General features: G+C 70.1%; 26 protein-coding genes, 1 tRNA gene and 1 pseudogene. 8 read left to right on the plus strand and 20 right to left on the minus strand.

The window, feature by feature from the left end; all coding sequences use genetic code 11:
• Nucleotides 1–27: 27 nt before the first annotated feature.
• The gene (locus O7614_RS02660) at nucleotides 28–492 is read right to left on the minus strand and encodes a hypothetical protein (protein ID WP_278136905.1); all 465 of its coding nucleotides are present in this window, start codon (nucleotides 490–492) and stop codon (nucleotides 28–30) included.
• A gap of 144 nt (nucleotides 493–636) precedes the next feature.
• Here O7614_RS02660 and O7614_RS02665 point away from each other — a divergent pair, with 144 nt between their 5' ends.
• The 4 genes from O7614_RS02665 to O7614_RS02680 all read left to right on the plus strand — a co-directional run bounded on the left by O7614_RS02665 (nucleotide 637) and on the right by O7614_RS02680 (nucleotide 4,367).
• Complete coding sequence (locus O7614_RS02665) at nucleotides 637–1,425, plus strand: SAM-dependent methyltransferase (RefSeq protein ID WP_278136906.1); 789 nt, start codon at nucleotides 637–639, stop codon at nucleotides 1,423–1,425.
• A 73-nt stretch (nucleotides 1,426–1,498) separates the two neighbouring features.
• Nucleotides 1,499–2,662, plus strand: coding sequence for a low temperature requirement protein A (locus O7614_RS02670; protein WP_278136907.1), 1,164 nt, complete (start codon nucleotides 1,499–1,501; stop codon nucleotides 2,660–2,662).
• 10 nt (nucleotides 2,663–2,672) lie between these two features.
• On the plus strand, nucleotides 2,673–3,569 hold the full coding sequence (locus O7614_RS02675) for a helix-turn-helix domain-containing GNAT family N-acetyltransferase (RefSeq protein ID WP_278136908.1): 897 nt from the start codon (nucleotides 2,673–2,675) through the stop codon (nucleotides 3,567–3,569).
• A 57-nt stretch (nucleotides 3,570–3,626) separates the two neighbouring features.
• The gene (locus O7614_RS02680; protein ID WP_278136909.1) at nucleotides 3,627–4,367 is read left to right on the plus strand and encodes a hypothetical protein; all 741 of its coding nucleotides are present in this window, start codon (nucleotides 3,627–3,629) and stop codon (nucleotides 4,365–4,367) included.
• A gap of 187 nt (nucleotides 4,368–4,554) precedes the next feature.
• Here the strand turns inward: O7614_RS02680 and O7614_RS02685 are convergent, their stop codons facing one another.
• The 3 genes from O7614_RS02685 to O7614_RS02695 all read right to left on the minus strand — a co-directional run bounded on the left by O7614_RS02685 (nucleotide 4,555) and on the right by O7614_RS02695 (nucleotide 9,093).
• Nucleotides 4,555–6,519, minus strand: a complete 1,965-nt coding sequence (locus O7614_RS02685; RefSeq protein WP_278136910.1) for an ABC transporter permease subunit — start codon at nucleotides 6,517–6,519, stop codon at nucleotides 4,555–4,557.
• Nucleotides 6,520–6,587: 68 nt separating this feature from the next.
• The gene (locus O7614_RS02690; RefSeq protein WP_278136911.1) at nucleotides 6,588–8,018 is read right to left on the minus strand and encodes an extracellular solute-binding protein; all 1,431 of its coding nucleotides are present in this window, start codon (nucleotides 8,016–8,018) and stop codon (nucleotides 6,588–6,590) included.
• A 304-nt stretch (nucleotides 8,019–8,322) separates the two neighbouring features.
• Nucleotides 8,323–9,093, minus strand: coding sequence for an IclR family transcriptional regulator (locus O7614_RS02695; protein ID WP_278136912.1), 771 nt, complete (start codon nucleotides 9,091–9,093; stop codon nucleotides 8,323–8,325).
• Nucleotides 9,094–9,216: 123 nt separating this feature from the next.
• Here O7614_RS02695 and O7614_RS02700 point away from each other — a divergent pair, with 123 nt between their 5' ends.
• Nucleotides 9,217–9,711 carry a hypothetical protein gene (locus O7614_RS02700; protein WP_278136913.1) on the plus strand — a complete coding sequence of 165 codons (495 nt, stop codon included), beginning with the start codon at nucleotides 9,217–9,219 and terminating at the stop codon, nucleotides 9,709–9,711.
• A 72-nt stretch (nucleotides 9,712–9,783) separates the two neighbouring features.
• Here the strand turns inward: O7614_RS02700 and O7614_RS02705 are convergent, their stop codons facing one another.
• Nucleotides 9,784–10,287, minus strand: coding sequence for a hypothetical protein (locus O7614_RS02705; RefSeq protein WP_278136914.1), 504 nt, complete (start codon nucleotides 10,285–10,287; stop codon nucleotides 9,784–9,786).
• Between the two features lie 130 nt (nucleotides 10,288–10,417).
• On the opposite strand from O7614_RS02705, the pseudogene O7614_RS02710 reads away from it, so the two are divergent.
• Nucleotides 10,418–10,674: pseudogene (locus O7614_RS02710) on the plus strand (site-specific integrase); the annotation flags it as partial.
• Nucleotides 10,675–10,699: 25 nt separating this feature from the next.
• Here the strand turns inward: O7614_RS02710 and O7614_RS02715 are convergent.
• The 3 genes from O7614_RS02715 to O7614_RS02725 form a co-directional block, all read right to left on the minus strand.
• The gene (locus tag O7614_RS02715) at nucleotides 10,700–10,957 is read right to left on the minus strand and encodes a Txe/YoeB family addiction module toxin (protein WP_111242115.1); all 258 of its coding nucleotides are present in this window, start codon (nucleotides 10,955–10,957) and stop codon (nucleotides 10,700–10,702) included.
• A complete protein-coding gene (locus O7614_RS02720) occupies nucleotides 10,954–11,229 on the minus strand; it encodes a type II toxin-antitoxin system prevent-host-death family antitoxin (protein WP_278136915.1) in 276 nt (91 codons plus the stop codon). The genes O7614_RS02715 and O7614_RS02720 overlap by 4 nt, the downstream gene beginning before the upstream one ends.
• 154 nt (nucleotides 11,230–11,383) lie before the next feature.
• A tRNA-Lys gene (locus O7614_RS02725) sits at nucleotides 11,384–11,455 on the minus strand.
• A 295-nt stretch (nucleotides 11,456–11,750) separates the two neighbouring features.
• Here O7614_RS02725 and O7614_RS02730 point away from each other — a divergent pair.
• A complete protein-coding gene (locus tag O7614_RS02730) occupies nucleotides 11,751–12,833 on the plus strand; it encodes an NAD-dependent epimerase/dehydratase family protein (RefSeq protein ID WP_278136916.1) in 1,083 nt (360 codons plus the stop codon).
• A gap of 110 nt (nucleotides 12,834–12,943) precedes the next feature.
• Here O7614_RS02730 and O7614_RS02735 read toward each other — a convergent pair whose 3' ends face one another.
• The 8 genes from O7614_RS02735 to O7614_RS02770 form a co-directional block, all read right to left on the minus strand.
• A complete protein-coding gene (locus tag O7614_RS02735) occupies nucleotides 12,944–14,128 on the minus strand; it encodes a hypothetical protein (RefSeq protein ID WP_278142127.1) in 1,185 nt (394 codons plus the stop codon).
• Nucleotides 14,129–14,210: 82 nt separating this feature from the next.
• Nucleotides 14,211–14,960 carry a ZIP family zinc transporter gene (locus O7614_RS02740; RefSeq protein WP_278136917.1) on the minus strand — a complete coding sequence of 250 codons (750 nt, stop codon included), beginning with the start codon at nucleotides 14,958–14,960 and terminating at the stop codon, nucleotides 14,211–14,213.
• A gap of 54 nt (nucleotides 14,961–15,014) precedes the next feature.
• Nucleotides 15,015–16,205 carry a GNAT family N-acetyltransferase gene (locus tag O7614_RS02745; protein ID WP_278136918.1) on the minus strand — a complete coding sequence of 397 codons (1,191 nt, stop codon included), beginning with the start codon at nucleotides 16,203–16,205 and terminating at the stop codon, nucleotides 15,015–15,017.
• Nucleotides 16,206–16,278: 73 nt separating this feature from the next.
• Nucleotides 16,279–16,971 carry a hypothetical protein gene (locus tag O7614_RS02750; protein WP_278136919.1) on the minus strand — a complete coding sequence of 231 codons (693 nt, stop codon included), beginning with the start codon at nucleotides 16,969–16,971 and terminating at the stop codon, nucleotides 16,279–16,281.
• A complete protein-coding gene (locus O7614_RS02755) occupies nucleotides 16,968–17,813 on the minus strand; it encodes an ATP-binding cassette domain-containing protein (protein WP_278136920.1) in 846 nt (281 codons plus the stop codon). The genes O7614_RS02750 and O7614_RS02755 overlap by 4 nt, the downstream gene beginning before the upstream one ends.
• A complete protein-coding gene (locus tag O7614_RS02760; RefSeq protein ID WP_278136921.1) occupies nucleotides 17,810–18,148 on the minus strand; it encodes a PadR family transcriptional regulator in 339 nt (112 codons plus the stop codon). Before O7614_RS02760 ends, O7614_RS02755 begins: the two co-directional genes overlap by 4 nt.
• A 101-nt stretch (nucleotides 18,149–18,249) precedes the next feature.
• A complete protein-coding gene (locus O7614_RS02765) occupies nucleotides 18,250–18,969 on the minus strand; it encodes a protein phosphatase 2C domain-containing protein (protein WP_278136922.1) in 720 nt (239 codons plus the stop codon).
• An 80-nt stretch (nucleotides 18,970–19,049) separates the two neighbouring features.
• On the minus strand, nucleotides 19,050–19,622 hold the full coding sequence (locus O7614_RS02770; protein WP_278136923.1) for an XRE family transcriptional regulator: 573 nt from the start codon (nucleotides 19,620–19,622) through the stop codon (nucleotides 19,050–19,052).
• Nucleotides 19,623–19,677: 55 nt separating this feature from the next.
• On the opposite strand from O7614_RS02770, the gene O7614_RS02775 reads away from it, so the two are divergent.
• Nucleotides 19,678–20,955: a benzoate/H(+) symporter BenE family transporter gene (locus O7614_RS02775; RefSeq protein WP_278136924.1), complete on the plus strand. Its 1,278-nt coding sequence runs from the start codon at nucleotides 19,678–19,680 to the stop codon at nucleotides 20,953–20,955.
• On the opposite strand, the gene O7614_RS02780 is transcribed toward O7614_RS02775, so the two are convergent.
• From O7614_RS02780 to O7614_RS02795, 4 genes are all read right to left on the minus strand, one after another.
• Nucleotides 20,868–21,239, minus strand: a complete 372-nt coding sequence (locus O7614_RS02780) for a hypothetical protein (protein ID WP_278136925.1) — start codon at nucleotides 21,237–21,239, stop codon at nucleotides 20,868–20,870. The genes O7614_RS02775 and O7614_RS02780 overlap by 88 nt on opposite strands.
• A 291-nt stretch (nucleotides 21,240–21,530) precedes the next feature.
• On the minus strand, nucleotides 21,531–21,782 hold the full coding sequence (locus O7614_RS02785) for a hypothetical protein (RefSeq protein ID WP_238642919.1): 252 nt from the start codon (nucleotides 21,780–21,782) through the stop codon (nucleotides 21,531–21,533).
• Nucleotides 21,783–21,863: 81 nt separating this feature from the next.
• On the minus strand, nucleotides 21,864–22,322 hold the full coding sequence (mscL, locus tag O7614_RS02790) for a large conductance mechanosensitive channel protein MscL (RefSeq protein WP_278136926.1): 459 nt from the start codon (nucleotides 22,320–22,322) through the stop codon (nucleotides 21,864–21,866).
• Between the two features lie 39 nt (nucleotides 22,323–22,361).
• Complete coding sequence (locus tag O7614_RS02795; protein WP_278142128.1) at nucleotides 22,362–23,042, minus strand: FadR/GntR family transcriptional regulator; 681 nt, start codon at nucleotides 23,040–23,042, stop codon at nucleotides 22,362–22,364.
• Nucleotides 23,043–23,072 lie beyond the last annotated feature (30 nt).

Consider the following 23,072-nt stretch of genomic DNA (forward strand, 5'->3'; position numbering starts at 1 on the left):
AGGCTGGCGTGCGGAGCCGTCGCCAGCTCAGGCCTGCACGGGACCGCCGGCCATCCGTTCCCGGACGGCCTCCAGCGCCTCGAAGGCGTACGCCCAGTTGTGGCACTTGAAGCTGCGCAGCCCGTCGATCGCGGTGTGACAGTCGGAGCAGCGCACGCCGGCGATGGCATCGGGGATCTCGGTGTTGACGTACTTGCGCTCGCCGAGGATGACCGTGGCGATCATGGCCTTGTCGTGCAGGCCGGAGAGCGCCGACGAGACGATGTCGTACCAGGTGACCCGCCGGCCGCACTTCGGGCAGTCCGGTTCGTCGCCGCTGACCCAGAGCGGCGCGCCGATGCTCCGCGCCGGCATGCCGAGCAGCTTCTCCAACCGCCGGACGTCCGACTCCGGGGTGGTCCAGCGGTGTCGGCCGGGCAGTGACGCGGGCGAGTCGTACACGGCGCGGAACAGGTCGTGGTCGACCTGCACCGTCTCGCGCTGAGCGGTCATCGGCTTACCTCCTCGTTGAGTCGGTGCCCCCACCGTGGTCAGCGACGACCATGGGCGCTGCCGGATCAACGACACGACAGGGCAGCGGGTCGTCGCCACAGGTGCTAGACATCGGAATCCCACGTCACTGTCGAAGGGACCCCCGTGACCGACCAGCCGGCGCCCGATGCCACCGCCCGACCCAACGTCGCCCGGATGTACGACTACTTCCTGGGCGGCAGCCACAACTTCGCCGCCGACCGGGCCGCCGCCGAACGGGTGCTGGAGATCTTCCCGGAGACCGGGGTCGCCGCCCAGACCAACCGCCACTTCCTGCGCCGAGCTGTCCGCCACGCCGCCGGACAGGGCGTACGCCAGTTCCTCGACATCGGTGCCGGGCTGCCCACCCAGGGCACCGTGCACGAGGTGGTGCGGACGGTGGCACCGGACGCCCGGGTGGTCTACGTCGACTACGACGAGGTGGCCGTCGCGTACGCCCGGCAGTTGTTGACGGACGTGCCCGGCACGGCTGTCGTCCAGGGTGACCTGCGGCGGCCCGACGAGTTGTTGGCGCACCCGGACGTGCGAGGCACGCTCGACCTGGATCGGCCGGTGGCGGTGCTGCTCCTCGCGGTGCTGCACTTCGTGCCGGACGACGACGACCCGTGGGCGGCGGTCGCCCGACTGCGGGACGCCACCGTCCCCGGCAGTCACCTGGTGCTGTCCCACCTGACGTTGGACGGCATCCCACCGGAGTTGGCCGAGCGCGGGAAGGCCGTCTACCGCAACAGCAGCGCGCCGCTCGTTCCCCGCACGCACGCCGAGACGTTGCGCTTCTTCACCGGGTACGACCTGCTCGAACCCGGCCTCGTGGAGACCACCCGGTGGCGGCCGGACGGCGAGGGTGACCTCGTCGACTCGCACGGCTACGCCGGGGTGGGCGTGCGCCGCTGATCGGCTTTTCGCCTCCGTAGCCCTCCCCGGGTGGTACGACGGACGCAGGGCGTGCCACCGGGAGGAGCCGCCGATGGCCAGCAAGCCCGACCGGCTGCTCCGCAGGAGCGAGGCGCCGCTGAGCGCCTCGTTCCTGGAGCTGTTCTTCGACCTGGCGTTCGTCCTGGCGCTGAGTCAGCTGGCCGAGCACCTGCTGCACGACCTCACCCTGGTCGGCGCCCTGTACACAGCGATACTGCTGACCGGGGTCTGGACCCTCTGGGTGACCACCACCTGGTTCGCCGACTGGTACGACCCGGAGAGCGCGGCGGTTCGAGGACTGCTGATCGCCGCCGCGTTGGCCAGCCTGTTGGCCGGGGTGGCGATCCCGCAGGCCTTTGACGGCCGGGGGTTGCTCTTCGCGGGCGCCTACGTCGCGCTGCACGTCGGGCGGAGCATCGTCACCGCCGTGACGTTGCGGGGGCACCCCCGACAACGCCGGGCGGTACGGATCCTCAGCTGGTACACCCTCTCCGCCGTACCGTGGCTGGCGGGCGGCTTCTGGGCGGACGGGCGGGTGCCGCTCTGGGTGCTCGCCCTCTCGATCGACCTCATCGGCCCCCGGTTCCGCTGGCCCACGCCACTGTTGGGCCGTGCGGAACGGGAGGAACTGCATCTCGTCGGCGAGCACTTCGCGGAGCGGTACCAACAAATCATGATCATCGCGCTCGGTGAACTCGTGCTGGTCGCCGGTCTCTCGTACGCCGACACCCGACTGCACGTGCCGGAGACCGCCGCCTTCCTGCTGGTCTTCGCGACGGCAGTGCTGATCGGTCTCCTCTACGTGACGCCCGCCGGGCAGCGCCTCGGGCCGGCCATCGAGCACGCCGACCCGGCCCGGATCGGCGTCATCACCGGACACCTGCACCTGGTGATGATCGCCGGGTTGGTGGTCACCGCCGTCGGGGCCGAGTTGAGCATCGCCCACCCCACCGAGACCAGCGACGCGACCGCCGTCCTGGTCATCCTGGGCGGTCCCACGCTGTTCCTCGTCGGGCGGATCCTGTTCTCCCTGATGATCCACCGGCGGATCTCCTGGCCCCGGGTGGCCGCCCTGTTCGTGTTGGGTGGTGTGGCGGCCGCCCTGCGGCCGCCGCTGCTGGCGGTCAGCGCGGTCGCCACGGCGGTGGTGCTCGTGGTCGTCGTCCTGGACCGTGCCGGCATCACCACCTACCGCCAGACCCAACAACCTGACTAAGGTCAGGTATATGGACGCCGCTCTCATCGCCGCCGTGCGGCGGTTCAACCGGACGGTCACCCAGCGGGTCGGTGCCCTCGACGACGAGTACATGGCCCAGGGTCGGCCCCTCGGGCAGGCCCGCCTGCTGTGGGAGATCGGCCCTGCCGGCGCCGAGGTCGCGGCACTGCGGGCACGGCTCGGGCTGGACTCCGGCCACCTCAGCCGACTGCTGCGCGCCCTGGAATCCGAAGGGCTGGTCACCGTCGGACCGACCGTGCAATCCGGCGGCGACGGCCGGGTACGCACAGCCCAGCTCACCGACGCCGGCCGGACCGAATGGACCCAGCTCGACCGGCTGTCCGACGAACTGGCCGCGTCGATCCTCGGACCACTCACCGAGGCCCGCCGGGAACGACTCGTCACCGCCATGGCCGAGGTCGAACGGCTCCTCATCAGCTCGATGGTCGTCATCGAGCCGTGTCCACCCAACGGCCCGCGGGTACGCGCATGTCTGCGGGCTTACGTCCGGGACATCGAGCGTCGATTCGACGACGGGTTCGACCCGGAACTGAGCAACCCGGTCCCGGACGAGGCACTCATCCCACCCGCCGGCGTCGTCCTGCTCGCCACCCTCAACGCCGAACCGATCGGCTGCGGCGCTGTCAAACTCCACCCGGACGCGCCTGCCGAGATCAAACGGGTCTGGGTGTCGGACACCGTCCGTGGGCTCGGCGTCGGGCGACGGTTGCTGGGCGAGTTGGAACGGTACGCCGCCGAGCGTGGCGCGAGCGCCGTCCGGCTGGACACCAACCGCAACCTCACCGAGGCGATCGCCCTGTACCGGTCGGCGGGTTACCGGGAGATCGAGGCGTACAACACCGAGCACTACGCCCACCACTGGTTCGAGAAGCGGCTTGGGCAGTGACGGTGGCACCCGATCACCCGGGGGAACGTATTGCCTGCCATCGCTACGGTCGGTGGGGTGAAGGGTGACGCCGTCGCGGGATACTGGAGGAACTTCGCCGGTGCAGCGCTCTTCGCCGTGCTGTGCGTGCTCCTCTCGGTAGCGGTGGCTGCCGCCTTCTTCGGTGTGGCATACCTGCTCAGCGACGTCGGGATCGTCGCCGGCCTGTTCTTCGGGCTCGGGATCACCGTCGTCGTCGTCGGGCTCTACGCGGCCACGCCCTTCCTCTTCGAGGCGTTGTTGGGGCCGAACCTGTTCCAACGGCTGTTCTGCGTACGCGACAAGTCCCTCACCCCGGACGCCATCCGTGAGCTGACAGCTATCGCGGCCGCGCCGGTCACCGGTCCGCTCGCCCCCGGACACGGCGTGCTCCGGATCATCCCGATCAAACCCGCGTGGTGGAACGATCCGGACGCGTACGACGACGACACCAGGCCGGTCGTCATGGTCGAGGGGAGTGAGCATCGACTGCCCGGGTGGGACCCGTACGAGATCGCCGTTCCCGCCGGGATGGTCGAGGTCGTGGCGTGGCTGCCGCTTCGTACCGGCATTCCGGGACGGCAGGCCACCGGTCTCGTCGACGTACCGGCGGGGCGTGTCGGCGCACTGGTGTACCGACCCTCGTCGCTGCCCGAACTCCCCGGCACGGCCACCGACCTGGCTGGCGAGGTGCGGGGCGAGACGTCGTCGTCCCGGACCGGGTGGGTGACCACCCTGCTCATCGCTCTTGGCGTCCTGACGTGGCTGATCGTCGGTTAGCGCAGCCGGGTTCGTCTACCACGTCGCCGTCACCCTGGACGGATTCATCACCGGCCCGGACAGCGGCTCCCTCGTCCTCACCTACACCCGCGCGCGGGCCGGCAGCGAGACCGAGTGAACCTCCTGGGGCTTGCCCTTGCCGGGCCGCTGGTGCCGGTCGGCACCAGCGGCCCGTAGGTTCGCTTGGTCAGCCCTTCACCGCGCCCGCGGTGAGCCCTTCGGTCAGGAAGCGCTGCCCGAGGGCGTACATGACCACGACCGGGATGCTGACGAGCAGCGACGCTGCGGCGAGTTGTCCTTGTGGGACGACGTCTCCGGCGATCATCGACTGCATCCCGACGGGGAGCGTCTTGTACTCGTCCTTCGTGATGAACACGAAGGCGAACAGGAACTCGTTCCAGGCGTTGGTCAGGGTGAAGAGCGCGACCGCCAGCAACCCCGGCTTGGCCAGTGGCAGCACCACCCGGCCGAACGCCTGGAGGCGGGTGCAGCCGTCGACGAGCGCGGCCTCCTCCAACTCGATGGGGATCGACGAGAAGTAGCCGACCAGCAGCCAGGTGGCGAACGGCAGCGTGAAGGTCGGGTACGTCACCACCAGGGACCACAACGAGTCGGTGAGCCGTGCGCCGATGAGCATCTGGTACAGCGGGATGAACAGCAGCGCACCCGGCATCACGTAGGTGAGCAGCACCGTGACGGTGAAGCCCTGCGCCCCGCGGAACCGCAGCCGGGCCAGTGCGTAACCCGCCAGGGCGGCGCAGACCAGCGCCACCGCGGTGGACGCCGCCGACACCAGGATGGTGTTGAGGTACCAGCGGCCGAACGGCTGGTTGTCGAACAGGGCGCTGAACTGTTCCAGGGTCCACGGCGTCGGCCACAGGTCGTCGGTGCGCATGACGACCTGGCCCTCGGACTTGAAGGCGGTGACGGCGATCCAGTACAGCGGGCCGAGCACGAAGAAGAGCAACCCGGCCAGCGCGACCCAGGACCCCAGACCCGACGCCGCCGCCGCCGACCGTCGACCGCCCCGGGACTGCAGGGTCGAGACCACCCGGCCGACCGCCACCGCGATCAGCAGGATCACCCCGAGGACCACCGCCGCCTTCCAGAAGATCTCCGGCGACGCCCAGAAGAGCAGGCCGGTGACCACTGCGGTGACGACCCACGGCAGCGCCTTGCGCGCCGTTCCGGCCCACCGCCGCGCCCCGATCCGCCACGCCGCCTGGCGTCGCCGGGGCAGCCTGATGGTGGTGTCCTGGCGTAGCAACCTGACCAGGACGAACACCAGCCCACCGATCACCGGCAGCATGACGAGCGTGACCGCCGCGCCGGCGCCGTACTGCAGTTGCAGGATCGCCTTCGAGTAGGCGATGAGCACGTACGGCGCGGTCACGTCACCCGGTCCGCCCTGGGTCAGCAGCCAGACGAGGTCGAAGTTGTTGAACGTCCAGATCGACGACAGCGTCACCGTCACGGTGAGCACGTGACGCAACCCGGGCAGCGTCACGTTCATGAACCGCTGCACCGACGAGGCGCCGTCGATCGTCGCCGCCTCGTAAAGGTCCGCCGGGATGGCCTTCAACCCGGCGAGGAAACACACGGTGAAGAACGGCACCCCCTTCCAGACGTTGACGAGGATCACCGACGGCATGGCCAGCTCCGGGTCGGACAGCCAGCCCGCCGGCCAGCTGTCGACCAGGTGCGCGCTGGCCAGTAACGGCCCGATTCCGGTTGCGGTGAGCAGCGTGTTGACGCTGCCGAAGATCGGGTCGAGCAGGGAGCGCCAGCTGAACGCCGTCACCACCGTCGGCACCACCCACGGCACCAGCAGCAACCCGGTCAGCACTGCCCGCCCGCGACGGCGATGGTGCAGCAGCAGGGCCGCGGACAACCCCAGCACAACCTTGAAGATCTCGGCGTACGCGGTGAAGACGAACGAGTTCACCACGCCCGTGTGGAACTGGTCGTCGCCGACGAGCGCGAGGTAGTTGTCCAGGCCGACGAACACGGTGTCCTGCCCGTGCCGTTCGGTGGTGCTGGTCAGGATCGACCGGGCGATCGGCACCAGAACAAGAGCGCCGACCAGCAGGGCCATCGGCGCCAGGAACAGTGTCGCCAACCGCCAGTCACGCCCCAGCCGCCGCTGCGTCATGGTGAGAGAGCCAGGTCCCGACGGCGGGGATTTCCTCGCCGTCGGGACCCGCGCAGGACGGACCGAGCTCACTGCGGCAGCCCCTGCTGGTTGAAGATCTGCACCATCTTCGCGTGGGCGGTCGTCACGGCCTGCGCCGGCGCAGTCCCCTGCACGACCTGCTGCATCATGTCGGTGAGGACGTAGGCGGAGCCGACGGCCTGCTGGCCCGCGCTGGCCTTCTGCGGGAAGGCCAGGCCGTTCTTCGTGTTCAGCGGTAGCTTGAGTTCAGTGATCTTGCGCAGCATGGGGAACGCCGGGTCGCCACTGGTGAAGAACGGGTCGGCGTCCCAGACCTTCTCCCAGGCGGGCATCACCAGGCCGGGGGCCTCCTTCGCCACGCCGAGCAGGGCGGGCGCGCTGACCAGGTACTGCGCCAGGAGCTTGGCGAGCCCGGGGTTCTTGGCGCCCTTGAAGACGACGAAGCCCTGCGACTGGCCGAGGAGCAGGGGGTTGTTGGTGGCCGGTCCGATGCAGTCGGAGAACACGTGGGTGTTCGCGTGCACCGGGTTCTTCTTGGTCCGCGAGTCCGCGTAGACGCTGAACTGGTTGCGGGTGTAGCCGAGGATCCCGGCGAGCCAGTTCTCGTTGTTGCTGGTGTCGGTCCAGCTCGCGATCCCCGGCGGCAGCATCGGCTTGTACTTCTCGTTGGTGTAGATGTCGCCCAGGAAGGTGACCGCCTGCACCGTCTCGGGGGAGTTGAACGTGACCTTCCGGCCGTCGTTGGAGGCGATCGATCCGCCGTACGCGTTGATCAGGGCCTCGATCATGCCGTTGCCGTCACCGGACCGGTTCACCGTCATGCCCCAACCGAACCGGCGTTTGGCCGGATCGGAGATCTCCAGGCATACGTCCCGCAGCTCTTCCCAGCTGTAGATGTCCTTGGGCGTGATGCCCTTGTCCTGCATCCAGTCCTTGCGCAGGAACGACCCGATCCCGATGAAGTGGTAGGGGATCGCGAACCACTTGCCGTCGAAGACGCAGAAGTTCTTGGCCTCGGCGCAGGGTTCGCCGTACTTGGCCGTCAGCGCCTGGACGACGTCCGTCACGTCCTCCAGGTCACCCAACGCCTGGAACTGCGCGACGAAGCGCGAGTCGGTCATGAACGCCAGGTCGCGCGCCACCCCACCCTCGACCTCGGCGTGGATCTTGGCCACCACGTCACCGGCGTCGGCCTGGACCAGGCTGTTCTCGATCTTCGTCCCGGTGGTGTCGGCGAACTTCTTGATCGAGCTGTCGAGGGCTTCGTTCGCCGCCGTCGAGTACAGCTTCTGCGACAGCATCCCCATCGAGGAGCCCTTCATCGCGGCCGCCGCGTCGATCAGCTCCTGCGGAACCTCCGGCTGCACCTTGGCGGGCGAGTCGGATTCACCCCCACACGCGGCCAGACCTGCCGCGCCGAGCACCCCCACCCCCATCCCCAGAAAGCCGCGTCGTGACCAGGCCGGATTGATGTCCATGGACATTCGCCTCCTTCGAGTCCCCGCCGCACGGCACGCCGAGGGCGTAGCTCGTGCAACAGGTGTGTCTTCATGACGGCGACCACGGATGCGCGTCGCCCGCATCGGTCAGTGCGTTGAGGCGATCGGCGACCGGGCCGAGAAGGCGGCGCTGATGTTCCAGTTCGGTCGAGCCACGGGACCACCGCCGTTCGAAATTTCGAACTCAGTTCGAAATACCGCATCAAGTGGTCGCGACGCTAGAACAGCCCTGAGAAGAATGTCAATGTTTCGATGGTGTTTCGAACCGAAAACGGGAGGTGGGCTATCGAGGCAGGGCCCGGTAGCCCATCCGGGCGGACAGCGTGGCCGCGCCCTCGCGGACCAGCTCGGTCCACTCCCGGTACGCCTGAGCCGTCCAGCGGATGATCGGCGCGGACAGACTCATCGCGGCGATCGTGGTGCCGGAATGGTCCCGGATCCCCGCGGCGACGCAGCGCATGGCGGTGTCGGACTCGCCGATGTCCACCGCGACGCTGTCCGCCCGCACACGCGCGAGATGTGCCCGAAGGCGGTCCGGATCGGTGATGCTTGCCGGAGTCATGCCAGGCAGGGCGTCCTTGGTCAGGACGGCGTCCAGGACGGCCGGATCGAGGCCCGACAGCAGGATCTTGCCGACCGCCGTGCAGTGAGCCGGCAGCCGCCGCCCGACCGCGGAGACCATCCGGACCGGGTGCGTGCTGTCGAACTTGACGAGGTAGATGACATCCGCACCGTCGAGCACGGCCACGTGCACCGCCTCGTCGCACGCGGCGGCCACGTCCCGCGCGACGCACTGCGCCTCACGGACCAGATCAAGCCGGCCGGCGAACGCCGCACCGAGCTGGAACAGCGGCATGCCGAGCCGATACCGCACCGGCTGGCCCGGGACCGAGATCAGGTACGAGCGAGCCTCAAGCGTGACGAGTAGTTCGTGGACGGTGGTGCGGGGCAGGTCGAGCCGCTCCATCACCTGGCGGGCCGACAGTTCAGGGCAGTCCACGAACAGTTCGAGGACGTCGAGTGCGCGGTTGACCGCCGGTACCACACGGGGCATGTCGATAGTCCCTTCGCAGTGCGGGCCCCGCGTCAACGATCTCCACTTGGGCCAGCACTTGAAGAGGATAGCTACGTCAGCCCTGGGCGCCAGACTGTTGCAGAACCTTGCGACCATGACGCCATGACCTCCGGCCCGCCCGCCACCCAGGCCCAGGATCAGGTATCCGACGCGGTCCTCACGGCGGTCTACACCGTGGTCGGCGCCCGCCGCACATCCCTCGACACGATGATGTGGCAGATTCCCGCGCTGGCTACCGCGGCTCAGGCCTTTCTTCTCACGATCGCACTACAGCCCGGCAACTCACCCGCTGCCCAAGCCCTCGCCGTCGTCCTCGGCACGATCCTCGCTGTCCTGGCGGCACAGTTGATGGCCAAACACCGCCATCTTGAGATGAGCGACAGTCGGCTCATGGAGCGGATCGAGGGACAGCTGCGCCTTGAGCGAAGCCTCGACGTCCCTCCCCACGCCGCCGGGCGTCGCCGTCTCGGCGATCACCAACCCTGGTGGATTCGCATGTCGTCGTACCGGCTCTGGCTGCTCGGTGTGACCGGTTTCGGCGTCGCGGACCTGACCGTGGCGGTGGACGCCGTGGCAGACCTGGGACTCTTCCGTTGAGCCGACACCGTTGACCCGTGCAGAGGGCGCGGGTCGGTCCTCGTCGCCTGAGCTGAGGATGATCGCGAATCGTCAGGGTTTCCGTAGCCCGTCACTGTTCTGAAGAGCTACTTTGCCGCCGGCGGCGAGGGCGGTCAGGATAACGGCGGCGCCGACGCTGAGCGCCGCCTTGTTGACCCACCTGTCCAGGTAGTGCTTGTTCTCGGAGTCCTTCGCAGATTCCTTGTCGGCGGTCTGCATGAGGCAGTCGGTGAGGTACCTTCGCTCTTCCGGGCTCAGATCGTCGCGTTGGAGCTGAGCGATGATCGCCGCTCTGGCTTCCTGGTAGCCCCGATGAACGTTCTCCTGGCTCTTCTCGTTGAACGAGAGGGTGGATTCGTGCATCCTCCGCACCGTGGTCATCGCCTTGACGGCAAATTTTGTGATCTCGGGGAGCTGCTCGATTACTTTTAGCTGAACCTCCTTCTCCATCTCCGGCATCATGGCCACGAGCTGGATGACCTTGTCCTTGGAGAGATTCCGCCAAGTGTCGATGCCAAGGGCCTTCTTGGCGTCCTCTTCACTGCTGATGGCCATCCTGTGTCCTGCCCGTCGAGAGGTCCAATCGGCAAGGAGCGTAGCGGGGCCCTGCTCGTCCGCGCTGCCTTCGATTCGCCACACGGCGTGGGTGCCTTGTCGACACCGGCGGCGCGCTGCTGCGTAGCCTGGTCGGCCGGTCGAGCCGCGCAACTTCAACCGGTTCTGGGACCGCCGCTGTGACGCGGCCGGCGTTCGGCGGATGACCGTCAGGGATGCCGGCGGACCTGCGCCTCGCTCCTGGCGGACCTGGACGTGCACCCTCGGGTGGCGATGCAGATCCTGCGGCACGCGCAGTTCGCCATCACCATGGAGATATACACGGTGGTCTCCTCGGCGGCTACCCGCGACGCCCTCAAGCGGCTCGGCCAGACGCTCGACCGATGACCGCTGGGTTGCCGGTTCCGGTCCGCTATCGGTCGCCGTAGTGGTACCGGCAGGCGATGATCTCGACGTCGTCCTTGGTGATCCGATACACCAGGCGGTGTTCGCGATCGATCCGGCGGGACCAGAAGCCGGACAGCTCTCCCCGAAGGGGCTCAGGCTTGCCGATGCCCTCGTATCCGTTGCGCATCACGTCCGCGATGAGGTCGTTGATGCGCTTGACCAGCTTCCGATCCGTGTGGCTGAGGTACTGGCTCCATGCCGTTGCGGTGAAGACCAGCCTCACGCGACGTCCCGCACGCTGGCCGGGTCGATCAGGTCCCGCTCGGCCGCATCACCCTTCTCCAGCTCTGCCATCGATCGGCGCAGCGCGGCGGCGTTGCTGGGGTTGCGCAGGAGGTACTCGGTCTCCTTCATCGACTCGTACTCCGCAAGCGGCACGATCACCACGGGCTCGTGGCCGGATCGGGTCACCACCACTTCCTCCGCGTCGTTGATGACGCTGTCGAGTTCGGCGGCCAGGTTCTGCCGTAGCTGGGTGAAATTCACGGTCCGCATGACCACCTCCATGGCAAGTACAGAAAACTGTACCTCAGGTGAGCCGATAGAGACATGCGTGTGCGTGGCCGGCTCGCTGCTGTACTTCACTGCTGTACGGGGCACGCGCACCAACGCAAGAGACCGGTGGAGGGCCGGTTGACCTGCGGAAGAGTGGGCCGCCAGGGACTCGAACCCTGAACCTATGGATTAAAAGTCCACAGCTCTGCCATTGAGCTAGCGGCCCGCGCGCTCAGGTTACCTGACAGGGAGCGATGCCGGCTCTCGGCTTCCGGCCAGGTGTCGATGCCTGGCAATCGGCGGACCTGATCGTCACGAGGTTCGCGATGTGGCGGTGTCCGGGACGGTGGAACCGCCAGGTCGGGACCTTCCTCACCCCTGATCGACCCGGGTTTCCGGAAGCCGGGGTGTCGTGCCCGCCCGGATACCGCGACTTTCAGAAAACCCAGTGGATCAAGCCGCCGGCCGCGCGGGGCGGGGCGTGGTGGTTGAGCTGCTGCTGGGCGGGTACGGGGTCGGGCATGCGGATCGTGGTGGTGGGGGCCAGCGGCAACGTCGGTACGGCATTGCTGCGGCGGCTGCGCCGGGAGCGGGGCGTGGAGTTGGCCGGGGTGGTCCGGCGGTTGCCCGGCCCGGATGTCGGCGAGCCGTACGACCAGGTGGAGTGGCACTCGTGCGACGTCGGTGCGCCGACTGCCCCACCCCAGCTGGCCGAGATCTTCGCCGGTGCGGACGCGGTGGTGCACCTGGCCTGGCAGATCCAGCCCAGCCATGACCAGCGGGTGCTGCGCCGGACCAACGTCGACGGTAGTCGGGCGGTGATCGACGCGGTGGTTCGGGCCGGGGTGCCGGCACTGGTGTACGCCTCGTCGGTCGGCACCTACGCGCCCGGTCCGAAGGACCACCCGATCAGCGAGCGGTGGCCGGCGACCGGTGTGGCCGGCTCGTCGTACAGCGAGCACAAGGCGGAGGTCGAGGCGCTGCTGGACGAGGTCGAGCGGGAGCACCCGACGCTGCGGGTGGTGCGGATGCGACCCGGGTTGATCTTCCAGCGGGCCGCCGGTGTGGAGATCACCCGCTATTTTCTCGGCCCGCTGGCGCCGGTGTGGCTGTTGCGCTTCGGTCGGATTCCGTTGGTGCCGACGAACCGCCGGTTGCGGATGCAGGCGGTGCACGCCGACGACGTCGCTGATGCGTACACCCGGGCGGTGTTGGGTGATGTGCGCGGCGCTTTCAACGTCGCTGCGGACCCGGTGCTGACGCCGGAGCTGGTGGCCCGGCACTTCCATGGCTGGACGGTGCCGGTCGCCGCGCCGGTGCTGCGCGCGGCGGCGGCGCTGAGCTGGCGGGCGCGGCTGCAGCCGGTCGACGCGGGCTGGGTGGAGCTGGGTCTGAACGCCCCGCTGATGTCCAGCGAACGCGCCGAGACCGAGCTCGGTTGGCAGCCCAAGATCAGCGCGATCGCGGCCCTCAAGGAACTCTTCGCCGGAATGGCCGACGGCGACCACACGCCGAGCCCGCCGATGTCCGGCACCCGCGACCTGCCCGGCCGCCCCGCTGCTCTCCTGAAGGCCCGCCCCCCAGGCCAGGGGAACCCCTACTGATCCGGGTGATCAAGAGGTTTCGGTCAGAAACGCGCCTCCGGTGACCGAAACCTCTTGATCACCGGAGGGCATCCGCACGGCGGACGCAAGGGAGCAGCCGGCGGCGGGGGTCAGCTCAGCTTGGAACCGGTGACAGTGGGGTTCTGGGCGCCCAGGAAGAAGATGCCGGGGAAGCCGCGGGTCTCGAACTTGGCGCTCGGGTTGCGGCGCAGGGTCGAGCTTTCGATCCGCATCGTGCCGGTGCGGTTGTTGCTCACGAAGAAGACCGCGCCGCCGCCCTCGTTGGCCTTGTTGTTCTCGATGATCGTGCCGGCGATCCGGACGGTGAACTCGTTGCCGTCGCAGTAGATCGCGCCGCCGCTGCCGCCGCCGGGCGTGCCGGACTTGGCCGGGTTGGCCCCGCTACCGATCGCCTCGTTGTTCTTGAGCAGGCTGTTCAGCACCACCCAGGAGACGCCGATGCTGCTCAGCGCCCCTCCGTTCGAGCAGGAACCGCCGTCGAAGGTGCTGCCGACCACGTACACCGGCTTGTTCTCGTACTGGCTGAGCACCCGGACGGCTGCGCCGCCCAGGTCGGGGCCGGTGCGGTCGCAGCGGTTGCGGACGAAGCGCGAGTTGACCACCTTCAGCCGTCCACCACGGACGAAGATCGCCCCACCGCCGCCGCCCTCGGCCTTGTCGCCGGTGGAGTTGCCGTCGGTGAACGTCAGGTTCTGCACGGTGAGCTGGGGGTGATCCTGGTTCTGGCAGTGTGAGGTGGTCCAGCCCTGGGCCTCGTCGCAGGTGTTCATGTAGAGGATGCGGCGCTGCCCCTGGCCGCTCAGCGTGACGGTGCCGCCGCCGTCCAGCACGACCTTCGGTCCGTTGGCGTTGCGGACCTTCGCGGTGGCGGTCATCTTGATCGTCACCGGCGCCGGCCCACAGTTGAACGTGATGACACCGCCGGCCGCGACGGCCTTCACGACCGCTGCGGAGGTGCAGCTCGCCGGGGTGCCGGTGCCGATGGTCCGGGTCGGCTTCGAGGTGTCCACCGCCCTACCCTCGGCCGGCACGCTGGCCTTGCCGTTCGGGTTGCCCGCGGCGAGGACCTTCTCGGCGGGCTTCGGGCTCGCGCTGGCACCCGGGCCACCGAGGCCGTCGCGGGCCTCCGGCGCGGCGTTCTGGTCGCCGGTCGCCAGTGCCGTCGGCGAGGTGGACGAGCCGGGCTGGAAAGCGGGCGCCGGGTCGTCGGCCGCGCAGGCGGGCAGGGTCGCGGTGGCGACACCGAGGACGAGCAGGGCGGCAAGCGACGTCATGCGCACCCCGTGATGCTAGGAGCAGTGACGGTGTCGCGACGAATCCGCCGTGCCGGTTTAATACGCAGCTAAGACGCCGTCATCAGGCGTGGGACAGGGCGAACGCGGTCAGGAAACCGGCGACGGTGATAAGGCCGACCAGCAGGTGCGCGTCCTCGAATGCCTCGGGAACCATGGTGTCGGTGATCATCGCGAGGATCGCGCCGGCGGCCAGCGCGGTGATCCCGGCCAGCACCTCCGGTGGAGCGCCGCCCAGCAGTGTGTTGCCGAGCAGCGCCGCGGCTCCGCTGATCAGGGCGATCCCGGTCCAGAGCAGGAAGACGTACCGCCGGGGTCGACCGGCCTGACGCATGCCGGCCGCGCTGGACAGGCCCTCCGGGACGTTGCTGAGGAAGACCGCCGCCACCGTGACCAGGCTGACCGTGCCACCGCTGAGCAGGCTCGCGCCGATCACCACCGATTCCGGTACGCCGTCGAGCAGGGCGCCCACGGCGATAGCCGACCCGGAGCCGGGCTTCTCGTTCTCGGAGGGTTGCTGGTCACCGGAGCGCTTCCGGTGTCGGGCACCGTGTCGGGCGAGCACCAGATTGGCCACCGTGTAGACGACCGCACCGGCGGCAGCGCCGAGCGCGGTGGGCAGCAGACCACCCTGCTCGTGCGCTTCGGCGATCAGCTCGAACGACACGGCGGAGAGCAGCACCCCGGCACCGAACGCCATGATCGACGCGATGAGACGCTGCGGCACCCGCGCGAACCAGCCGACCGCCGCCCCGACCAGCAGAGCCGACCCGGCCAGTAGGCCCCACCCACCCGCCTGTAACCACTCCGGCATTCGCGGGAGACTACCCACGGCCGTCGGGCCGACAAACCCGGTCGTGAGGAAGGCTCAGAAGTCGGCGAAGAGGTACGGCACCCGGCGGGGGAAGATGCCGCGCAGCTCGGCGGCGGCGTCCACCGGCACCTCACCCAGGCCCCGCAACGGCAGCTCGGCCGGGTCCAGCACCCCGTACGCCAGGGCGGAGAGCCCGGCCGCGGTGAGGGTGGCGGTGGGCGTACGGCCGGTGGTGTCGTCGACCAGCTCCAGCGCGCCGGTCGTGCCGTCCAGTAGGTGGGTGCCGGCCAGCCACCGGTCTCCGGTCAGCTCGACCCGTACCCGGCCTGGTCCGGCGGGCAGCCCGCGCAACGCGTCCATCGACAGCAGTCGGGCCATCGGGGCCGACGAACCCGGTACGGCCGTGCGCGCCTCGACGTGCACATCCAGGTCGGTCAGCCACAGCTCCGGCAGCTCGTCGGGCGGGACCTGGACGGTGATCCGTTCGATCTGGTCGACGTGCCGGGCGAAGAACTGCAACAGCAACGTCCGGGCGAGCGGGTCGACCACCAGCATCTCGTTGCCGTGCAGCGTTCCGCCGTGCCCGTCGATCCGGTACGTCACCGCGCCGGTCACCTCCCCGCCCACCCGGGCGGTGAGCAGCCAGTACTCGTCCCGGTCGCGCATCCCGACCGCCCGGTAGTCCGGGAAGACCGAGAAGCCGTGCCGTTCCTGGAGGTGGCGCTCGGTGAACGCCCGCCAGGCCGGGTAGCCGGCCGCGATGCGCTCCCAGCTCACTTCGCCGGGCAGGTCCACCCGGAGCAGCGAGCCCAGGTTGGCCGCGGTGAAGGTGACCCGGCGCGGCTTGGGCAGCCCGACGTAGCCGAACCGGGCGTAGAAGCTGGGTCGGAACGGGTAGAGCGCGCTGAGCGGGTGCCCGTCGTCGCGCATCTCGTCGAGGAGTTGGTGCAGCAACGTCCGGACGTGCCCCTGCCGGCGGGCCAGCGGATGGGTCGCCACCCCGGCGACACCGGCCATCGGCAGGACCGCCCCGCGCAGGTTCTGTCGCATCGGGATTGCCGAGGCGGCGGCTAACGTGGTGCCGCCCTCCTCGGCGATCAACGTCCGGTTGCCCTCCTGGTAGGGCAGGTAGTCGCGGAACTCGTCGATCCGTGCGGCACCGAGCGGCGAGGACTCGAAGGCGTACGCGGCCAGCGGGAAGCTGGTGGTGAGACGGTCGTCGGCGGTCACCCGGCGGATGGTCATTCGTCCATCTCAACCCGCCGCAGGGGTCGTAGCAACCGGATTCGGCCGATCTGCGGCGTCGACCAGCGCCGCGTCAGCCGACCTGCAGGTGTCGCAGGTGCCGGCGGCGGCGCAGGCGGACGCTGGCCACCGCAGCCACGCCCAGGGCCAGCAGGGCGGTGACGACGAGCCCGTGCAGCAGGCCACGGGATAGATAGCCCTGGTCGGTGTGGTCCACCGACCAGGTGGCGATCTCCCGGGTCGACCAGAACGGCGTCAACTTCGCCCCGGACCCCGCCGGGTCGATCAACATCTGCACCGTGACCACGGTGAGCAGCAGCAGCGTGCCCTCCAACTCGCGGGGCAGCAGCGCACCGATCAGCATCCCGAACGGTGCCGCCACCGCGACGGAACAGAGCAGCGCCGCAGCCAGGCCGCCGTACCGCAGGCGCGCGCCGTCGATCATCGGGAGCAGGAAGAACGGCACGGAGATGACCAGCCCCACCGTCCACAGGCCGAGCATCCGCCCGAGGTAGAGGTGGTGGGGGCGGTAGCCGGCCAGCCGCAGCCTCGGCTCCAACTCACGGGCGGCGGTCGTGGCGAACAGCGCGGCGGTGCTCACCGCCCAGCCCACGCCGAGGAGCAGCGAACGGACCGACTGCCCGAGGTAGCCGTCCCGCCGGATCAGGTAGAAGGTCAACGGCATCAACAACAACAGCAGGAGTACGCCTCGACGCCGCAGCAGCTCCCGAACTGTCATCTCGGCGACGGTGACGAGCTGGTTCACAGGTGACCTCCCTGGCGGCCGGGCGCGTGCCACTCGGTCTCTCGTGCCGGGGTCAGGTCGAGCACGATGTCCACCCGGTCGAGTTGGTTGAGCAGGTGCGTCACCACGACGATGGCCGTGCCGGCGTCGCGCAACCTGCTGAGCTGATCCCAGAAGTTGACGTACGTGCCCTGGTCGAAGCCCTGGTACGGCTCGTCGAGCAGCAGAACGTCGGGGGCGCTGAGCGTGGACATGGTCAGGTTGAGCTTCTGTCGGGTGCCACCGGACAGGTGGCGGGCCTGCACGTCCCCGCCCGCCTCCCAACCGAGCTGGCGAGCCGCCGCCCGACCGGCGCGGCGGGCCGGGCCGCGGGTCACGCCCTGACCGGCGCCGACGAGCACGAAGTGCTCGTCGGCGAGCAGGAAGTCGGCGGTGCCGCCGGACTGCGGGCAGTAGCCGAGCCGCCCGGAGACGGTCACCTCACCGGCGTCCGGTGACATCAGCCCGGCGCAGATCCGGAGGAAGGTGCTCTTGCCGCAGCCGTTCGCGCCGACCACGGCGGCGATCTGTCCGCCCCGGACGGTCAGCGTGGCGTCGCGCAGCACGGTTCGCCGCCCGTACTTCTTGCTGATGCCCGCCGCGTGCAGCCGTACCGGCCCGGGACGTGGTCCGGGCGCGGTGCCGATGCTCTCCACGACCGCGCCCGCGTACTGCTGGGGTGGACCGAAGACGACCCAGGGGTCGCCGCCCCCTTCGCGCAGGTGTGTGGCGGCCTCGGCGACCACGTGGCGGGCGGTGTCCGGCGCGACCCGGCGCTGGTGCAGTTCGGCTGTGAGCGTCCGCAGCCAATCGTCGGCGTTCACCGGGTGACCCCCTTCGTGACGATGTCGTTCACCGGCCGGACGAAGGTGAGCCAGGCGTTGCCGCCGGTGCGGAGCGCCGCGTGTCCGTCGTCGGTGAGCCGGTAGTACTTGCGGGCCGGCCCGGCACTGCCCTCCCGCCACTGCGCGGTGACCAGGCCGGTCTTCTGTAGGCGCAACAGCACGGGATAGAGCGTGCCGCCCTGGATCGGCCCGACTCCCGCCGTGTCGAGCGCCTGGGCCAGTTGGTAGCCGTAGGACTCGCCTTCGGACAGCAGGGCGAGGACGCAGATGTCGAGCACCCCCCGCAGCCACTGCCCGCGCCGGTCGGAATCCACGCGTCGGACAGTAGCGGTGCAAGCTAGATGGCACAACTACCTACTTGGGTGGCCGGACCCGATCCGGCGGGTTCCGTGAACCGCGGAGTGCGTCCTACTAGTCAGCGGGCGACGACGTCGGAGACCACGACGGTCACGTTGTCCGGAGCGCCGGCGTGGTGGGCCAGCTTCACCAGTTGCTCGCCGCACTGCTGGCGGTCGGCGTACATGCCCAACGCCGCCGCGATGGCGTCGTCCTCGACGTAGTCGGAGAGCCCGTCGCTGCACAGCAGCAGTCGGTCGCCGGGGACCACGGTGAGCACCCCGATCGCCGGTGGGGTGTCGGCTCCCTGCACGGCCCGGGTCACCAGGGACCGCTGCGGGTGGTGACGCGCCTGGTCGGGGGAGAGCGTGCCCTGGTCGACCAGCGCCTGCACGAACGTGTCGTCGCGGGTGAGCTGCGTCAGCTCCCCGTCGCGCAGCAGGTAGCACCGGGAGTCGCCGACCTGGGCCAGCACCAGAGTCTCCCCGGCCAACAGCGCCGCGGTGAGCGTCGTGCCCATCCCTTCCCGGGTCGGGTCGACGGTGATGGCGGCGTGGATGCGCTGGTTGGCGGTGCTGACCACGGCGCGCAGGGCGTCGGCGGCACCGTCGGGGTCGGTGGGCGGGGCCAGCTCGTCCAGGATCCGGATCACGATCTCGCTCGCCACCTCGCCCGCGGGCAGCCCACCCATGCCGTCGGCGACGGCGATCAGGCGGTCACCGGCGAGGGCGGAGTCCTCGTTGTTGGTGCGCACCAAGCCGATGTCGTTGAGGATGACCGAGCGGAGGATCAGCGTCATGGGGTCAAGCTTGCCAAGAAGACCCTGCCTTCGTCTCTACGCACTACTGCGTGGGGCGAAAATGATTGAGATATGGGTCGTCAGGACCGGTCTCGTCGGCGCGGGTAGCGCAGCAGCAGGCTGGCGGCGACCTCCTCGTCGCCCACCGCCGCGTAGCTGTGCGGCACGTCGGACACCCAGCGGAGGTGGCCACCGGCCGGGGCGGTCAGTGGTGCGTCGACCGGCCCGGCGCGCAGCACTCCGGCGAAGACGGTGATGTGTTCGGTCACGCCCGGTTGGTGGGCGGGTGAGGTCTGCACGACGCCCGGCGCGACTCTCATCCGGTACAGCTCGTAGGTCGCGTCGGTGTCGGTGAACACCTCCAGCAGGGTGGCGGTGACGGCGGTGCCGTGCACGATCGGCTCGGCCGCCGGTTCGGCCAGCAGGGCGGTGAACGGCACGCCGAGCTGCGCGGTGACCGCCCAGAGCGTCTCCAGGGTGGGGTTGCGGGTGCCGTGTTCCAGGCCGGAGAGGGTGGCCTTTCCGACACCGGCGAGCCGGGCCAGTGTGGACAGCGAGATGCCCCGCTCCTCGCGTAGGGCGCGGACCCGACGGCCGACGACGACGGGATCCACGTCGAGGCCCGGGCGGCGGGCTGGTGGTGGCTGCGGCACCCGACTATGGTGCTACACGCTGTCGTTCCGTAAACGGAACAGTCGGGGGAGTGGGATGGCCGGACGTGTGCAACCACTGCTGGCGGGCGTGGTCACCGCGCTGGTCGGCTTCGCCAGCTCGTTCACGGTTGTGTTGGCTGGGCTGCGCGCGGCCGGCGCGTCGGACGAGCAGGCCGCCTCCGGCCTGCTCGCCCTCTGCGTGGCGTGCGGGCTCGCCGCCGCCTGGCTGGGCTGGCGGCACCGGATACCGATGAGCGTGGCCTGGTCCACACCGGGCGCGGCGCTGCTGGTGGCGACCGGGCCACCCCCGGGCGGTTGGCCCGTCGCGGTGGGCGCCTTCCTCGTCTCCGGGGTGCTGATCGTCGCGGCCGGGCTGTTTCCACCACTGGGCCGCGCGGTGGCCGCCATCCCCAAGCCGGTGGCCGGCGCGATGCTCGCCGGGGTGCTGCTGCCGCTGTGCACCGCCCCGGTCCGCGCACTGGTCGAGCTGCCCCTGGTGGCCGGGCCGGTGGTGGCGGCCTGGCTGCTGCTACACCGGTTCGCCCGCCGCTGGGCGGTGCCCGGTGCGCTGGTGGTGGCGGTGGCGGCGATCGCGCTGACCGCGCCGCCGGCCGGTCCGACCGGTGCCGCGCTGGTCCCGTCGGTCACGCTGACCGCGCCCGCCTGGAACGCCTCCGCGCTGGTCGGGCTGGCAGTTCCACTGTTCCTGGTCACCATGGCCGCGCAGAACGTACCCGGCATGGCCGTGCTGGTCGGCTACGGCTACCGGCCGCCGTTCGGCGCCGCACTGCGGGCCACCGGCCTGGCCAGCCTGCTCGCCGCCCCGGCCGGCGGGCACGCGGTGAACCTCGCGGCGATCACCGCTGCGCTCGCCGCCAGCCCCGACGCGCACCCGGACCCGGAGCGGCGGTGGGTCGCCTCGGTCACCGCCGGCCTCGGGCTGGCTCTGCTCGGGTTGGGCGCCGGAGCGGCCACCGCGCTTGTCGCAGTCGCCCCACCGATCCTCATCGAGGCGGTCGCCGGGCTGGCCCTGCTGGGCGCCCTCGCGACCGCGCTCGCCTCTGCGGTCGCCGACCCGACGACCCGGGAGGCCGCAGTGGTCACCTTCGTGGTGACCGCCTCCGGGGTGACGTTGATCGGCGTGGGCGGCGCGTTCTGGGGTCTGGCCGCCGGTTGCCTGATGCTGTTGCTCTTCCACCGCCGCCCACCCACCGCCCCACCGGCCGACGGGCCGGGGCGGTCGGATCACTCCTCGGGAGGTAGGTCGGCCATGCCCACGGCCAGGAGGACCCGGCCGTCAGCCACCGACCCGATCCGGTCGGCCGGTACGTAGACCGCGCCGGTGCGGGTCAACTCCGTCGAGACCTTCAGGTAGCCGCTGTGCAGCAACCGCGCGGCCAGGTCGGCCGGGACGTCCGGCTCCTCGACCGCGGTCGCCTCGATCAGCTCGTCCAGGCTGCTGCCCGGGTCGGCGGTCGACGTCTGGACGGTCACCGCGTTGGGGTCACCCCGCTGGACGAGGTCCACGGTCCCGACCTCGGTGCCGGCTGAGTCGATCACCGGCATCCCGGTGGTGATCCGCGAGATGGTCGCCTGCTGCTCGTCCTGCTGGTCCATTCGATGCCGGTTCCCGGGGCGGCGCGCCGCTAAACGCCGTCGCTCGGCTGCCCGCCCGCCGCCCGGCGGCGCAGCGGGGGGCGGCGATATCCGGAGAGCCTGATGCCTGTGTGGCATCAATATGCCCCAGCGGCATCACCGCAAAGAGCGGTACCGCCTCCCCGGGCCTGGAGCGGCGGCAACCGGCGGCAGAGCCCACCGCCGCCGGGATCGCCTTGGCGGCAACGCTGCGCCCGGCAGCAGGGCAGCAGGGCAGCAGGGCAGCAGGGCAGCAGGGCGGCAGGTGGTTGGTCAGCCGTTCGGCAGGGTCCAACTGCCCGGGGGTCGGGGGGACAGCTCCCGCCAGGTGTCCGGGCCGTCGAGCAGGGCCCGGACGGTGTCCTCGGCCTCGTCCGCACTGCCGTACTCGTAGAACCGGGAAATGCCCTCGGCCCCGCCGGCGCGCTGCTCGACGTGCCACCGGTCGGCGTCCACCCGCAGGAAGACGTCCCGCCGGGCCAGCCGCCCCCACTTCCCGTTCCACCAGTGCTTGCGCTGCTCCATGGCGGGACTCTATCGAACACACGTACGAGAAGGTGCGGCCCCTGCGGGATTCCCACAGGGGCCGATGTGCATCCGGTCGAGTCAGCGCTGCGTCGGCGGTTCCGTCCGGCGGCCCAGCACGTCGTCCAGCGCCCCGCGCTGCTGGCCCGGGGTGGTGTGACCGGCGGAGACCAGCGCGTCCCGGATCTCGGTGAGCAGCTTGACCTCCTCGCTCGGCGCGGCCGGCGGCGGCTCCTCGCCCCGCTGCCGGCGCTCGGCCAGCTTGTTCATCGGGAACACCACGAAGAAGTAGAGCACCGCGGCGGTGAGCAGGAAGGTGATCAGGGCGTTGATGAACGCCGCCCAGTCGAAGACCTGGTCGTTGAGTGTCCACTTCCCGGCCGAGAGGCTGGTGCCCCCGCCGATCGCCTTGATCAGTGGTTCGAGGAACGACTTGGTGAGCTGGGTGACCACGCCCGTGAAAGCAGCACCGATCACGATGCCGACCGCCAGGTCGACGACGTTGCCGCGCATGATGAAGTCTTTGAAGCCCTTGAGCATCCGTACTCCCGAGGTGTCCGCTTTTCTGTCGGGGACAACCTATGCCCGTTCGGCGGGCTCCAGAAAAGCGCCGGCTTCGAGCGCGGCACGGCGCGGGTCGCCGGCCCGGATCGCCTCGACCAGTCGGCTGTGGTCGACGTAGCGCTCCGGGGTGAGCGCGTCGCCCATCGCCTGGGCGACGGTGCTGCGCAGGGCGCTGCCGACCGAGGCGTACAGCTCGGCGAGCATGGCGTTGTGCGCGGCGGCGACCACCGCCGTGTGCAGCGCCGCGTCGGCCTCGACGAACGCGTCGACCCGACCGTCGTGCCAGGCGGCCTCGCGCTCCGCGAGCGCGCCGTCGAGCGCCGCCAGATCCTCCGGGGTACGCCGCAGCGCGGCGAGACGGGCGGCCTCCACCTCGAAGGCGCGGCGCACCTCGATCACCTCGGTCATCCGGTCGTCGCCGAGGCGGCGGGCCACCACCGGTGCCAGCTCGTCGGTGGAGATCACGTACGTGCCGGAGCCCTGCCGGCACTCCAGCACGCCGGCGTGCACCAGCGCGCGGACCGCCTCGCGGACCGTGTTGCGGCCGACGCCCAGCGCGGCAACCAGCTGTGGCTCGGTGGGGATGCGCCCGCCGACCGGCCACTCGCCGCCGAGGATCCGAGCGCGGAGCTGTTCGATCGTCTGCCGGACCCGGTGGCCACGGGGTGGCACGGCGGGCTGGCCGCGCGGCGGCACGGCGGGCGCGGAGGAGGAATCGACCGACGG

Source organism: Micromonospora sp. WMMD961 (assembly GCF_029626145.1).
Lineage (GTDB): Bacteria > Actinomycetota > Actinomycetes > Mycobacteriales > Micromonosporaceae > Micromonospora.